Below are 15,256 nucleotides of genomic sequence, written 5' to 3'. Positions count from 1 at the left end.
ATCGATTTTAGATTTTAGATTTTAGATTTTAGATTGACTTGAAATCTCAAACAAATTTACAGCACAATCGATTTTAGATTTTAGATTTTAGATTTTAGATTGACTGTAGATATAAAACAAATTTACAGCACGCTCGATTTGAGATTTTAGATGGATTTTCGCTCTCAAACAAATTTACAGCACGTCAGCAAAAGCGGGACGCAAACGCCGGTAAACCGCCAAACCTCCACAAAATATAGCAGCAGAAATTAGCGTGGCGACACCCCATTCGCCCCAGTGCTTCACTTCTCCAAGCAGTATGAGGTCTCGATAAACCTCGGAGATGGCGGCCATTGGATTCAGCCAAAATATCCACGCTCGCCACTGTTCGGGGATTACTGATGCTGGGTAGACGATCGGCGTCAAATAAAACCAAAAATTTAGAATAACACCTAATGTCTGAGGAATGTCTCGCAAAAACACCGTCAAGCCCGCTGTCAAAAATCCCAAACCCGCTGTCAGCAGCAATTGAGGAACCCAAACCAGCGGCAGCAAGCATAAAGTAGCGTTGAGCTTTTGCGACGACACTGCCACTATGACAATCAAAGCTGCTAAACCCAGAGAACTTTCAATAAAAGCTGTAAAAATCGGTACTAGCGGCAGCAAACCGAGGGGAAATACCACTTTTTTCACTAAATTCGGCTGCCCCACCACCGATACTCCCGACTTGATCAAACCGCTGGTGAAGGCACTCCAAGGCAACAAACCTGCAAACAGCCAGACTCCAAATGTAATGTCGCTGTTTTCCGGGAAGCCTGCAAGGCTGAGTTTTACCTTGAGGACGATCGAAAATACGTATGTGTAAATCACCAATTGCGATAGCTGATTCAGCAGCGGCCAGAAATTGCCCAGAATCGAGCCTTTGTATTGAGCTTCCAAGTCCCGGCGTACCAATGTTGCCAGCAGATTCAGCTTCGCCCAGCGCTGGCTAATTCCGGGCAGCCTGCCGCCCACCCTTCGGGCTTTTTGGGCAACTCCTTTCACCGTTCTATGCAATTTTTTCGCCCTCGTTCACTACCTTCACACCTAAATCAACTCAAGCTACAATTGTGCAGCTTTTGCTAAACCGCAATTATTCCACAGCCCCGTCGCTTTGAGCAAGCATCTGTCACTCTGGCGAAGGATGTTATTTTAGCCGATCGCCGATCGAACTGCCGAACCGATTGCTAGTTTTTGCTCGTTGTCGTAGCCCCACCGCTGGAAAAATTCCCCGTACTCGCCGTTGGCACTCTGCAAACTTTCTAGCATTTGCGACGCTATAGTTTGACAGGCGGGCATTTGCAGGATTTGAATTAAATTGCGCGATCGCTCCTGCACTCTAGCAGAATCGGCCGCCATTTTCTCCTTTTGCTGGCGCGAGTGATGCACGACCATTGCCGCCGACATCGCCAAATTTTTTACCAGCAGTTCTGCTACGATCTCAGGAGCCGATCGCAGCGCCTCGACTACTCCGGGTGACGGTCGATCTGCCTCCTGTCGATCGTCCGTTAGATAGGTGACAAAAAAACCCCTAGCGCCGTTCTGTGTTTTCACCAGAGATCTAACAGCTTGCTCGATGTCGGCCTCTGAAACTCGATCGGCCTCAATGAACGACAGTAAAGATTGAGTCAGCTCGATCGCCCCCTCAAAAGTTATGCTTTCCGATGCTAATAAAGAAGATGGAATATTTATCACGGACTGAATAATTGTAAAGATTCTGCTAATAATTGTAAACAATTCCCGCTGCCCGATCGCAAATAAATATGGCTATTATCTCCTCCAAACAACAGCCCCCCGACCCAAATCTACCCGAAGACATAGCCCCAGCCCGTCGCAAAAAAGCCGTCAAACCCCAGACGGAATCTTTGCTAGAATCGCAAGAACTACCCGACGAAATCAACAGCAAACAAGACGACAAAATCCGACCCCAGCGGTTAGCTGAATACATCGGGCAAAAAGACTTGAGAGAAGTTTTGGCGATCGCAATTGCAGCGGCAAAATCTCGCGGCGAACCGATGGATCACCTGTTACTCTACGGGCCTCCAGGGTTGGGAAAAACCACAATGTCGCTAATTCTAGCAGCAGAAATGGAAGTTGAATGCAAAATTACCACCGCCCCAGCCCTGGAAAAACCCCGCGATATTGTCGGATTGCTGATCAACCTCAAAGCAGGCGACGTGCTGTTTATCGACGAAATTCACCGTTTATCTAAAGTTACAGAAGAAATCCTCTATCCGGCGATGGAAGACTGCCGCTTAGATATTACGATCGGACAAGGAAAAACCGCAAAAATCCGCAGCATACCTCTGAAACCGTTTACTTTAGTAGGAGCAACAACCAAAGTCGGTTCTCTAACATCTCCATTGCGCGATCGCTTCGGCTTGATCCAAAGATTGCGCTACTACGAAATAGACGAACTCAGTCTAATTGTCCAAAGAACCGCCCAAGTTCTCGACACTCAAATTACCCCAGAAGGAGCCACAGAAATTGCCCGCAGAGCTCGCGGAACCCCCCGGATCGCTAACCGCTTGCTGCGACGAGTTAGAGACTACAGCGAAGTCAAAAATTTAAAGCCAATTGATGCCGAAGTTGCCTCACTCGCCCTGGAATTATTCAACGTCGATCCGCTAGGTTTAGATTGGACAGATCGGCGGATTTTGACAGCAATGATTGAGAACTTTAACGGCGGCCCAGTGGGCTTAGAAACCCTCGCAGCTTCTACAGGAGAAGACACTCAAACCATTGAGGATGTATACGAACCTTATTTAATGCAAATCGGATTTTTGCAGCGGACAAGTCGCGGGAGAATGGTAACGGTTGCTGCTAAGAAACACTTGGGTTTTATTGAATAAAAAAAGTATCAAAATAGGCATCGCATGGGGGATGGGGCAATTTTAGATTTAAAAACTAATAAATTAAGTTTCCCGCTCTCTGACTGATGTCAACTCACCTTCTAAATCGTGGGAAACCCACTGCAAATTCTGCAATGCTTTTTCTCGATGGCTTACAGTTTTCATAGCAGTTTCCCAAGTAAAAGTAAAAGAATGAAAAGAATCAGAATCAATTCTATCTTCATCCAAATCCACAATAACTTGCTTAAAAATATCAAACAACTCTTCTTGCAACAGCTCTATTTCTTCAAAAGTTTGGGCTTTGCGGATTTTTTGAATTAAACTTAGAATCTCCAAATTAAACTTGTCAGCGTGATTTTTTTGTTTTTGCAAAAAGCTCGATCGCAACTGCCAAAGCCAAGAAACCAAAAGAGTAATCAGCGACAAAAACAAACCGATCAGCTCGGAATTAGTCGCTAAAAAATCCGGCTTTTCGCGATCGTAATAAGCCTGAGCGCCCTCATGTATTGGTAGAGTTAAACCGCCACTTCCTCCCGGCTGACCGATCGTGGCCGCCAAAGAATTAGCAGCCACCAAATTGCGGCGGTGCTCGAACAAAATCCGCGTAATTTCCTTAACTATTACCGGATCTACATCTTCACGAACCAACAGACTAGCCTGCACCCCAATGCTAGGCAAATCCGCATCTGGTACAGCCGGCTCTGCCTTGTAAGTACCCTTAGGAATCAAGTCAGCTTCCAGATAAGGCAACTTAATTTTCATCGCGGCCCCCTGATCGATTGCGACTAACTTTCCCTGCGTCTTTTGCAGCAAATTACTAACCAAATAGCTACCCGGAGGTAGCATCATAAAAATAGCATCAACCTCGCCGTTGGCAAACAGTTTAGTAGCCTCATTCCAAGAGCAAGGAGTAGACTCAAAATCGGTGTTTTTTAAACCGTAATGTTGGCTCACAAACCAAAAAAAGCTGTAAGAATCGCTGCCTTTAACCATCAGCGCAATATGTTTACCCCTTAAATCCGAAAAACTTTTAATTCCAGATTTTTCCGAAACAATTAAATGAAAAACTTCCTTAAACAAAGAAGCAATTACCCTCGCCGAAGGCACTGCCGCCGTATCGTTCTGAACAATAGCTAACTGAACCTGATTTGCCTGAAGCCGCTGCATATTTTCCTCAGCGCCTTGAGTCTCAACAATTTGAATCCGCAGGCGCGGATTTTGTTGGAAAACTACCTCAGCAATTGCTTGTCCGAAAGGATAATAAATTCCCTTCTTCGTTCCCGTCGCCAGGGTTAATTCATAGACTCGCTGCTTGTCTTGGTGCAGCTCCCAGCCAAAAGCTCCAATCAGGACAACACTTAATATAACAACGGGAAGCAGAAATTTATTTTGCATAGAGGTTGAGACTCCATCGTTAGAATGGCAAAATCAAAAGTATTCTCGATGAAAGTGAAAATAGGACTCGGAAAATTGGACGCGCCCGAGAGTGGATGAGCCAATACCCAATTCCCAATGCGATCGTGCATCGATGCCCAATTCCTAATTCCCAATTCCCAATTCCCAATTCCCCCATTCCCCATGTTACTATCCCTGAGAATTGAAAATTTTGCTCTAATTGACTGCCTCGACTTAGAATTTGGCCCGAGTTTGAACGTATTTACAGGCGAAACAGGTGCCGGTAAATCGATTATCCTAGATGCGATCGATGCAGTGTTGGGCGGGAAGGTCGATCGCCGATCGATTCGCACCGGAGCAACGCGGGCAATATTGGAAGCTACCTTTGAATTGGACAAAGCCGCAGCTTTGTGGCTGGGCGAGCAAGAAATCGAACCCATAGACGGAAATTTAGCCGTTTGCAGCCGGGAAATTAACGCATCTAGCGGTGCTCTGCGCACCAGATCGCGCTTGAACGGAATTCTGGTCAACCGCCAGTTAATGGATCAACTGCGCGATCGGCTTGTGGAAATGACCGCTCAAGGCCAAACCGTCCACCTCGGACAAGAAACCCTCCAGCGAGAATGGCTCGACCTCTACGGGGGCCAAAGGCTCGCTGAAGCGCGATCGACAATCGGCTCCGCGTGGCTCTCAGCCAGCAGCGCCAAAACAGCCCTCAAGCGCAGGCGTCAGTCGGAACAGCAGCGGCTGCAAAGACTTGATTTGTTAGAATACCAAGTCCGAGAACTCGGCGAAGCCCACATCGAAGATGCCGACGAACTCGAACAACTAGAACAAGAATCAATCCGGCTGGGCCACGTAGTGGAATTGCAGCAGCAAAGTTACCAAGTTCACCAAGCCCTGTATCAAAACGAGGGCGACACCGCATCAGCCGCCGACTTGTTGAGCAAAGCGGAAGTAATTTTAAGCGACATGGCCGTTTACGATGTGCAGTTGCAACCAATCCTAGAAATGGTCAGCGATGCTTTAGCTCAAGCCACAGAAGCCAGCCGGCAAATTAGCAGCTACGGCGAACAATTAGAAGCAGATCCCGAAAGACTCGAAGAAGTAGAAGATCGGATTCGCGAACTCAAACAAATTTGCCGCAAATACGGGCCGCTCAAAGAAGCGATCGCCTACTACCAAAGCATTCAAAACGAACTAAACGAACTTTTAGAAGGAGGCGACTCAATGGAAGCCTTAGAACTCGCATATCAGACCGCTTTAGAGCAATTAAAAGACGCTTGCAGCCACCTCACTACCCTGCGGCGCGAAGCAGCCCTCAAACTAGAAACGCACCTCGTAGGAGAACTTAAGCCGTTAGCAATGGAAAAAGTGCAATTTCAAGTCGAGATCTCGCCTTCTACCCCAACCGCTAGCGGTGCCGACCAAATCGCCTTTTGTTTCAGTCCCAATCCGGGCGAACCCCTGCAACCCCTGGGCGCGATCGCCTCCGGGGGAGAAATGAGCCGCTTTTTGCTCGCCGTCAAAGCCTGTTTTTCCCAAATAGAAAGCGCTGGTACGCTGATTTTTGACGAAATCGACGCCGGAGTCTCCGGGAGAGTCGCCGGCGCGATCGCCAAAAAACTCTACCAACTTTCCGACAAACACCAAGTTCTCTGCGTCACGCACCAGCCGCTGGTCGCGGCGATGGCTGATTTTCATTTTCGCGTCAACAAACAGACGATCGAAGCAGAACCGAGTATCGGCGAACCCGCGGCCAATTCCGAACCATTGGAACGCACAGTAGTCAGAGTTGCCGCCCTCAACAGCGAACAGCGGCGCGAAGAACTCGCCCAACTCGCCAGCGGCCGTTCAGCAACAGAAGCCATCGCCTTCGCCGAATCCCTGCTTGTCGAAGCCGCCGGACTGCGCCAAACTCAGTGGGCAAAACCCTGAAAATACAACAATCTTTGAGTCTCCAAAACCGATTGTCTTAAATTTTTATTGAGGGTTGAAAAAAGTATGGGAGTAAAAAAACCCGGTTTATGCGTCCAAGACGGGAAAAAAAGCTGCAACGGAAACCGAGGATCGAACGGCGTCAAACTCTGTTTTTCATACCCTTACCCGACCCTCCAGCCGATCGGGGGGCCAAAAGGCGGAGTTTTTCCGAGCCGGAGGTTACACTAAAAATGGCAACAGCAAGTTTTACAAAAAAAAAGCTGGAAGGCCCGTGAGTTTAGTCACGGGAGGAAAGCTAAGAGCAGCAAAATTGAGAGAAATTCTAGTTAAAAACCACAATTGTGTACAGAAGGGCACACATCACTAGCAACTGGTGGTGTCACAATTGCAGCTAGTCCCACAATGCCATCCCTCTTTCAGCAGTCCTCCCTGCAGTACGCATTCATGTTATTGCGGGCGATCGGCTCTTAGACCTGCCGAACCTACTTAAACCAGGCACGCACAATGTCAAAATCAGTTAATAAACCATTTAAACAGGATTCGCATTCTCTAAAAAGAGTGCAGCAATGCCACAGCAGCGTTACCGTCGCACCAGCAGTTCACCAGCAATTCCAACTAAATTGCCCTTGCCCTGTGGCCGGAGTTCTGTAAACTGGGAAATACTTTCACACATACTTGAGTTTTGTGCGACAGGTCACTCACTAATGAACTTGCCCGCTATCCTAGCTTAGAGACTAACCCTTACACTTAAGCTTCTGTAAAGGTCTATGAAATCTGCATCTTCCAATCTGTCAGCTATGGAAAACGTGATAGATGTCACTCCTGTAAGTGAAAATCATCAGGAACAGCATTCTCATTATCCCTCTAGTAATAATCAAATCGTCAAAAGCCAAGGAAACTTCTCCAGTTTCCTCGCACCCCTAAACAAAGATAGTTTTAAAGGAGTCGCCAGGGAAGTAGAGGAAAAACTGAGGGTTGTCAATCAAACGCTGGGAATGCTCGACAATATCCTTGACAGCCAGGGATTTGACGCCATTCTTAACGAAATGTTGCAGTCGATTACCCTCAAAACAGGGGAATTGCTAAATGCCGCTCGCAGCACGATATTTTTATTAGACGACGAAAAAAATGAACTCTGGGCGATCGTTGCTAAAGACGAAAATGGCAACAACTTAGAGTTCCGATTTCCCGCCCATGTGGGCATTGCGGGAGAAGTAGCCACAGAGAGAAAAGTGGTGAACATTCCTTATGATTTTTATAACGACCCGCGCTCGGCTAACGCCAAAAAAACTGACGAAAGAACAGGATATCGCACTTATACAATGCTGGCGATGCCCCTGATCAACGAAGAAACAGGAGAGTTAGTAGCAGTCGTTCAACTGATTAATAAACTCAAGCCCAACCACGAACATTATGGTACTTTAGAATCACAGATTGATAAGGTAGGTTTTACTCAAGAAGACGAACAAGTTTTTCGAGAATTTGCCCCGTCGATTCGCCTAATTCTAGAGTCTTCTAAGTCTTTTTACGCAGCAACTCAAAGACAACGTGCCGCGACAGCGCTGATGAACGCCGTCAACGCTCTTTCTCAGAGCGGTTTAGACTTAGAAGATACCCTAAAGCGGGTGATGGATCAGGCCCAAGAACTGATGAACGCCGATCGCAGCACCCTGTGGCTAATTGACGAAGATAGAAATCAACTGTGGACAAAAATCCCGATCGCAGGTCAACTTCAAGAAATTCGCATACCCAGAACAGCCGGTTTCGCAGGCATCGTCGCCCAATCCAGTGCACCGCTGCTGATTCCTTTTGACGTGTACGACGATCCCCGCGCTGCAACTTCCAAAGAAGTGGATCAAAAGTCGGGGTATCGCACTTGCAGTATGCTGTGTATGCCGGTGTTTAACTCCAACCACAAATTGATTGGTGTCACCCAATTAGTTAATAAAAAACGACAAGGAGAATTTCCGCCCTACAACCCGGAAGATTGGCCGCACGCCCCCGAACAGTGGAAAGCGAGTTTCAATCGCAACGACATGGAATTTATGGAGGCGTTTAACATCCAAGCAGGAGTCGCCCTGCAAAATGCCAAACTGTTTGCTGAAGTCAAACAGCAAGAACAAAGACAAAAAGATATGCTGCACGCCTTGACTAACGGCGTGATTTCTACCGATAAAAAAGGTAATATAGTAGCGACAAATCCCAGTGCCAAAAAATTACTGGGTGTCAGCGATGCAGAATTAGCCGAAGGTCAATCTGTGCGCGAGTTAATTAAGTTAGAAAAAGGCGATTTTGCCAAATGGTTCGATGCGTCTTTGTCTCCCGAAGACGATAACGACCGCCAGCAGTATTACCCCGATCAAGTTTTGCTCTCCTTTAAAGGAGAATCGCAGAGTATCAATCTCTCGATTAACTCAATGACCGACGCTACCGACTCCAGCAAGGTCAACGGCGCATTAGTTGTCATGGAAGATATTAGCAGCGCCAAGCAAGTCAAAAACTTGATGTACCGTTACATGACCCCAGAAGTAGCCGAAGCTTTGTTAGCTTCAGGGGATACTGGATTGGGCGGCAAGCGCAAAAACGTTTCGGTGCTGTTCTCAGACATTCGCAGCTATACCACACTTACGGAAAAATTGCAAGCCGAAGAAGTGGTAGTGATGCTCAATAAATATTTTGAAGTGATGGTAGATGTCGTATTCGAGTACGGAGGGACTCTAGACAAATACATCGGCGACGCTCTGATGGCTGTTTTTGGCTCTCCAGCACCCCTAGAGGATCATGCTTGGTGCGCGATGCAAACGGCAGTGAAAATGCGGGCAAAACTGGCAGAGTTCAATCAAGATCGGGTGGCAAATGGCGAACTGCCGATCGGCATCGGTATGGGCGTACATTCTGATGAAGTTGTCAGCGGCAACATCGGTAGTAGCAAACGCATGGAATTGACTTCGATCGGAGACGGCGTAAACCTCGCCTCTCGCTTAGAAGGCGCCAGCAAACAGTACGGCACCGACTTGATCATCAGCGACAATACTTACAGAGATTATGCCGATCGGCTGTACGTGCGAGAACTCGACTTTATTACTGTCAAAGGCAAAAGCGAACCCGTAATCGTTTACGAACTCGTCGGCATCCGCGAGGGATACTCGCCAGTGGGCAAGTCACTAACCGAAAAACAGCAAAAAATTATAGAACATTACACCAAGGGGCGCGAACATTACAAAGCTCCAGTCACCCAAAGACTCTCAGAAAGTGAGGTGAAAAACATCTTAGATAATGTCGCCGCAATGCCGGAGGCAGAGATTAAGAACCTCTCCTACAATTTAGATCAACAGTTGGAAGACGAACTCAAGAACCTGTTACGTCAACTGAAAAAGCTGTCAGAATACGACCCAAAAAACCTGTCCGAAGCAGACCAACTCATTGTGCTGCTACAGTCAGAAATCCAACTGCTGAGATTGGAAGGCATCAAAAACCTCTCGGAAGAGGAAGCCAAAATGCTGCTGCAAGCAAAAATCAAGCCGCTATCAGCAGAGGAGATTAAATACTTGCAAGAAGGCGAAGTCAAAAAGCTGTTGGAAGCAGACATCTTAGAACCATCAAATCCCAAAATCAAGAAGCTGAAACCTGCAGAGATCAGGCGGCTATTGCAGGCTAAAATTAAAAGTCGGGCCTCCGAGACAGTTGCAGAAATGTTAGATGAGAAATTTGAAAATCTGGGACTCGATCGGGTGAAAAAACTACTGAGCGAGTTTAAGAAAGCCTTAGAACCCAAAGCCAAGCAAGCCTTTAAAGACGCTGAAGGCGAATTTAACGCCGTTCTGGAAGTTGACTCGAAAAACAAGGCAGCTAAATTGCACGTCGATCGCTGTATGTTATTTCAGCATGGTTTTTCAGACGTACTCAACTGGGATGGGGTCTGGAATCTTACAGAAAAATAACAGTGGCCCGCAGCAAATGCTGGCGGTGGCGCCAGGGTTCCGGGGGGGCGGGGGCAATCGCGATCGGGGTGCGCCTCCCATCCGACCACCCATTAACCTCAATATCCTATTGAGATTAATTATAAAGAAGCTCCAACAGGTATTATGGTTAGATAACCGGATTTGAACTCGCAAGCCAGATGCCTGTGTTTCGCCCTACCTGTTTCGTTCGCACTACCTACCGCAACAAACTTAGCACTTCTAGTATTTGAAGCGCTTAAAAATAGTTAAGACTTGCGGCAGCGTTAGCCGGTTTCTGAGAAAAATCTTGGAGAAAGGCGACGAAACATCCGATCGAAAACCGGGTTTCTCACCCGGTCCGCGTAAGTCTTAATAGCGTTAGTGGCTCCTAAAAAGAGCTTCCTTCGCAGATAGTCAATGTTCTAGTCTTAGATATAGAAAATCACTAGCGTCAGTTATGAATAATTGGAATTCGCAATCGGGAGATGTTGAGTGGGTAGATCATGTTTACCAACTATTGCTGGAGATTGCTCGGAGCTCCCTGTCAGATATCCCCAGAATCCCGGAAAATATCACTGTTAAGGCCATCCCTCTGATCCAGAAGGTACAAAGCATTCAACAAAGACCTGACGGGCAAGTGTTCAAATCAGGTTCCTTTTCAGTAAACGATCGCGAATGGGTCGATCGAGTCTGCCAACTATTGGTAGAACTAACCGGCGCGTCTTTGTCCGCACAGCCCAAAATGCCGGAAAACCTTGCAGGCAGAGCTTTAGCCCTCGCCGATCGAGCACAAAAAATTAAAGAAGACATCGAAGAAAATGCAGCCGGAACCCCAGCAGATGAAGATGAAAATTCCTTACAGTCTCCAGACGCGCTGCTTTCCCTATTGCACCACAGTTTGAAAACTCAGCGCGCCAAAAGCTACAACCCCGATGCCCCCGAATGGCAGCAAGTCTTGAGCCTGCTCGACGTAGTGCAGTCAATTTACAAGCAAATCGAAAATTAAATTCAAGCTTAAATCAGGCGCGTCTTTATTGTGCGAGATCGCTGGCTCTTAAAGGCGGTTGCCCTTTGACATAAAAATTTTTTGCCGTAGCCCGAACATTTCCGATTATTGCACTTTTGTCAACTACACTAGGTTTAATCGGTTCTAGGGCAAGAGAACATGAGCGGACAAAACATCGGCGATTTGTCAAAAGAAATATTAGCCGATCGCTATCAGTGCGATCGGCGGCTCGGCAAGCAAGCAGGAAGGCAAACCTTACTCGCCCGCGACTTAAAAACGCAACAGCAAGTAGTCGTCAAACTCCTCTCATTCAGCAGCGACTTTAACTGGGAAGACTTAAAACTGTTCGAGCGAGAAGTCGAAACCTTAAAATCCCTATCCCATGTCGCAATTCCCCGATATTTAGACTCCTTTGAAATCGACACCCTCAACCGCAAAGGATTCGCCCTAGTTCAGAGTTACATCGAAGCCAAATCCCTACAAGAATATCTCTCAGACGGCCGCACCTTCAGCGAAAGCGAAGTCAAACAATTAGCAACAGCATTATTAGACATCCTCGCCTACCTGCACCAGCGACAGCCCCCGGTGATTCACCGCGACATTAAACCCAGCAATATTTTACTCAAAAATCGATCGGGCAACAGCGTCGGCGAAGTCTACCTAGTTGATTTCGGTGCTGTTCAAACTCTAGCAACCCAACAAGGAAAAACAGTCACCGTTGTCGGAACCTACGGCTATATGCCGCCCGAACAATTTGGCGGGAGAGCCGTTCCCGCTTCCGACTTGTACGGCTTGGGAGCAACATTAATCGCCTTAATTACCAAGCAGCATCCTGCGGACTTGCCACAGAAAGATTTGCAGATCGAATTCGAGCAACTCACCCAACTAAGTCCCGCTTTTACCAATTGGCTGAAGTGGATGACACATCCCAGTTTAGATCGCCGTCCCGCTTCAGTCCAGATCGCAAAAGAAGTTCTCGAAAAACCACAGCAAATACATAAATATTCCCTGCCATTAAGACAGGGAAAAACGGTAGATACCTCTAGTTTGTTCAACAATGCGATCGGGATCAGCACTGGGATTGGAATTCTAGCTGTAGGAGCTTGTGCAGCAATTTACAGCACCTTTATTATTCCGGTACTGGGGACAATTGTCGGAGGATTGATCGGTCTTTTTCTCGGCTTGCTGCTGGGGTTGGGGAACGGAATAATCGTAGGAATCGTCACGCGCTTGTGGTTTTTTCCCCTAACTAATCCCAAACTTCACCGACAGGTTTTAACCGCGATTAGTATCTTACTCTGTACCTCGACAAGCATCGTCTTCTTTTGGATCATGAATGTGATTATAGAGGTGATAATGGGGGGTTCGCCGATCCACGATATTCATTGGGATATTATCTTCCTGTTTGCACCGTCGCTGATTGCAGGACTGTCAATGGGGGCAAGTAGCAAGTCTATTGCCCGGTGGTATCAAATAGAAAGCGGACTGTAATCTACATTTTACAGTCCGGGACGCACTCCGACTCCTAGAAACCTGGTTTTTACGAAAAGACGCGTTGCCACCGCCAGACTCGCTAAACAACCAGGTTTATGGACTCCGACGATAACCTTAAATTAAAATTAATGTAAAAAAACATGACCACCAAAATATTAGCAGAACGCTATGAAGTGCACCGACAACTGGGAAAACAAACTGGCCGGCAAACTTTGCTGGCTCGCGACTTACAAACTCAAGAATTAGTTGTCATCAAACAGCTATTCCTCGGCAGCGATTTTGAATGGCAAGACCTCAAGCTATTTGAACGAGAATCGGAAACTTTAAAAGCACTTTCTCACCCAGCAATTCCGCGCTACCTCGACTACCTGGAAATTGACGAACCAGACACTAAAGGATTTGCCCTGGTACAGAGTTATGTAGAGGGGAAAACTTTGGAAGAGCATTTGCGATCTGGGCGTACTTTTAGCGAAAGCGAGGTGAAAGAATTAGCTAAATCGCTGTTAGAAATTTTGATTTATTTGCACCAGCAATATCCGCCTGTTATTCACCGCGATATTAAACCCAGCAATATCTTACTGCACAGCAGATCCGGTCACTCGGTGGGACAAGTTTATTTAGTTGATTTCGGTTCGGTGCAGAACCAAGCGGCAAAATTTGGCGGCACAATTACAGTAGTGGGAACTTACGGATATATGGCACCAGAACAATTGGGCGGACGATCGGTTCCGGCTTCTGACCTCTACGGTTTAGGTGCAACTTTAATTTATTTGGTAACGGGTTTGCATCCCACTGAACTGTCGCAGCAGGATTTAAAAATTCAATTTGCCGATCGGGTAACGCAGCTCAATTCTAATTTAATTGATTGGCTGGAGTGGATGACAGAACCTAGTTTGGACAAACGTTTATCTTCGGCTGGGGAAGCATTGGTGTCGCTCAAAAATCCCCGCCCTATCCACAAAAGTCCTATGGTGGTGCAGCGACCACCAAGCAGCGAGATTAAACTAACAAAAAATTCGGAGTTTATAGAAATTGTAATTCCGCCACAAGGAATCGGTTTTGGTTTAATTGCCCTGCTTTCTGCCGCGGTACCTACGAGTATTTTATTATTAACGTGGAATTTTTTCACCGATAACTTAGGGATAAATCACCAAATTATGCTAATATCAGGAAATTTTGTTTTAGGTGCGGTAGGAGTCATGTTTCTGTTTGCACTATTTCGGAAATTGCGTCTCAGAATCGATCGGCAGCAAATATCCTATAGCAGCCATCTGCTCGGGTTGAGATGGAATAATTCCAAGGCAGCCCCCAAACCGGACATTTGCCAGTTGGAAATTGAACAAATTGGATACAACGTTTCTCAGATGATTATTCAAACCGGCAACCAAAAATATCGACTAGGAGTGAAGCAAGGACTAAGTGAATCAGAAATCGAGTGGTTAGCGACAGAACTAAGCCAGTGGTTGGGATTGAAAATTCAAAGAACTTTGACAGACGGTAAAAAGAATATATCGATGTGAAAATATCTCTCTATCGCCCAAACAAAGCATTACCCTTTCAAGCTGTGGGATGCGTCCCGCCCCTCCGGTGTATTTTCTACAGCAGGTGGGACACCCCACAAGCCTCATCCTCAAATTGTCTAACCCCGATCGCACTCCCCCGCTTTCTCTCAATCTCATGCAACCGTCGGCCCCGATCGCCCGTAAAATGCTATCAAAGGGATTTGGCAAGTAGCACTCATCCCAATCATCTGTTAACTTGGAGATATTGTTGTGGACTTATCGCTAATTCCGGCACAGCCGAAACCAGGACTGCTCAACGTCCTCATCGAAATTACCGCCGGTAGCAAAAACAAGTACGAATTTGATAAAGACTTGCAAGCCTTTGCTCTCGATCGGGTGCTTTATTCCTCAGTCCAATATCCGTGCGACTACGGCTTCATACCCAATACCTTAGCCGATGATGGCGACCCCCTCGACGGCATGGTAATGATGGATGAGCCCACATTTCCAGGGTGCATCATTGCAGCCCGTCCGATCGGAATGCTGGAAATGATCGACGGAGGCGACAGGGACGAAAAACTGCTTTGCGTTCCCGACAAAGACCCCCGCTACGCTCACTATAAGTCCCTCAAAGACGTAGCCCCCCACCGCTTGGACGAAATAGCCGAATTTTTTAGAACCTATAAAAATTTGGAGAAAAAAGTCACAGAAATTCTGGGTTGGCAAGATGTAGATCTAGTAATGCCGTTAGTGGAAAAGTGCATCGCAGCCGATCGCAAATAAGTCCCTAGCCCGCACTCCTCGACTGCAACCCGACTAAAAACTCAGGGGGCCGAACTTAAGGCGATCGCTGCACGTCTAGGGATGCAGTCGAGGAACGGGTGGCTAGAATGTCAAATCAGTCGTGAATGCCGAGTCACCCGAACGGCATTCCTCAAAACCGCGGCCCGACCCCAATCTTGAAAAAAATACTCCTCCTAGAGTAAGATCGAGCGAAAATTATACCCCTAGAGAATGCGTTCTACGTTTGAGGAAATTTTACCCGAACAATCTTGTTCGGCGCTATCTTAATCTCAGAACACAGAACACGCCGGGCAGCCCGCACGG

The 15,256-nt window shown here is 47.0% G+C and carries 12 protein-coding genes; 9 read left to right on the top strand and 3 right to left on the bottom strand.

Annotated features, from left to right (window positions below):
• Positions 1-174 precede the first annotated feature (174 nt).
• Positions 175-1,023 carry an ABC transporter permease gene (locus E5S67_RS09550; protein ID WP_172186801.1) on the bottom strand — a complete coding sequence of 283 codons (849 nt, stop codon included), beginning with the start codon at positions 1,021-1,023 and terminating at the stop codon, positions 175-177.
• 147 nt (positions 1,024-1,170) lie between these two features.
• Entirely contained in the window at positions 1,171-1,713 is a 543-nt protein-coding gene (locus tag E5S67_RS09545; protein WP_422614734.1) for a hypothetical protein, read from the bottom strand.
• Positions 1,714-1,781: 68 nt separating this feature from the next.
• Between E5S67_RS09545 and ruvB the strand changes: the two genes are divergently transcribed.
• Positions 1,782-2,870, top strand: a complete 1,089-nt coding sequence (gene ruvB / locus E5S67_RS09540; RefSeq protein WP_172186800.1) for a Holliday junction branch migration DNA helicase RuvB — start codon at positions 1,782-1,784, stop codon at positions 2,868-2,870.
• Between the two features lie 63 nt (positions 2,871-2,933).
• Here ruvB and E5S67_RS09535 read toward each other — a convergent pair whose 3' ends face one another.
• Entirely contained in the window at positions 2,934-4,265 is a 1,332-nt protein-coding gene (locus E5S67_RS09535) for a TAXI family TRAP transporter solute-binding subunit (RefSeq protein WP_172186799.1), read from the bottom strand.
• 183 nt (positions 4,266-4,448) lie between these two features.
• Here E5S67_RS09535 and recN point away from each other — a divergent pair, with 183 nt between their 5' ends.
• The 8 genes from recN to E5S67_RS09500 all read left to right on the top strand — a co-directional run bounded on the left by recN (position 4,449) and on the right by E5S67_RS09500 (position 14,932).
• Complete coding sequence (gene recN, locus E5S67_RS09530; RefSeq protein WP_172186823.1) at positions 4,449-6,203, top strand: DNA repair protein RecN; 1,755 nt, start codon at positions 4,449-4,451, stop codon at positions 6,201-6,203.
• 507 nt (positions 6,204-6,710) lie between these two features.
• Entirely contained in the window at positions 6,711-6,857 is a 147-nt protein-coding gene (locus E5S67_RS32350; RefSeq protein ID WP_216670325.1) for a hypothetical protein, read from the top strand.
• Between the two features lie 116 nt (positions 6,858-6,973).
• Entirely contained in the window at positions 6,974-10,147 is a 3,174-nt protein-coding gene (locus tag E5S67_RS09525; RefSeq protein WP_172186798.1) for a GAF domain-containing protein, read from the top strand.
• 457 nt (positions 10,148-10,604) lie between these two features.
• Complete coding sequence (locus E5S67_RS09520; protein ID WP_172186797.1) at positions 10,605-11,153, top strand: inorganic pyrophosphatase; 549 nt, start codon at positions 10,605-10,607, stop codon at positions 11,151-11,153.
• A gap of 159 nt (positions 11,154-11,312) precedes the next feature.
• Positions 11,313-12,644 carry a serine/threonine protein kinase gene (locus E5S67_RS09515; protein WP_172186796.1) on the top strand — a complete coding sequence of 444 codons (1,332 nt, stop codon included), beginning with the start codon at positions 11,313-11,315 and terminating at the stop codon, positions 12,642-12,644.
• A gap of 143 nt (positions 12,645-12,787) precedes the next feature.
• Positions 12,788-14,167, top strand: a complete 1,380-nt coding sequence (locus E5S67_RS09510; protein ID WP_172186795.1) for a serine/threonine protein kinase — start codon at positions 12,788-12,790, stop codon at positions 14,165-14,167.
• Positions 14,168-14,216: 49 nt separating this feature from the next.
• The gene (locus tag E5S67_RS09505) at positions 14,217-14,381 is read left to right on the top strand and encodes a hypothetical protein (protein ID WP_172186794.1); all 165 of its coding nucleotides are present in this window, start codon (positions 14,217-14,219) and stop codon (positions 14,379-14,381) included.
• A 38-nt stretch (positions 14,382-14,419) separates the two neighbouring features.
• Entirely contained in the window at positions 14,420-14,932 is a 513-nt protein-coding gene (locus tag E5S67_RS09500; protein ID WP_172186793.1) for an inorganic diphosphatase, read from the top strand.
• Positions 14,933-15,256 lie beyond the last annotated feature (324 nt).

The organism is Microcoleus asticus IPMA8, from assembly GCF_013179805.1.
Classification (GTDB): Bacteria; Cyanobacteriota; Cyanobacteriia; order Cyanobacteriales; family Microcoleaceae; genus Microcoleus; species Microcoleus asticus.
This window is presented reverse-complemented; position numbering and strand designations above follow the sequence as displayed.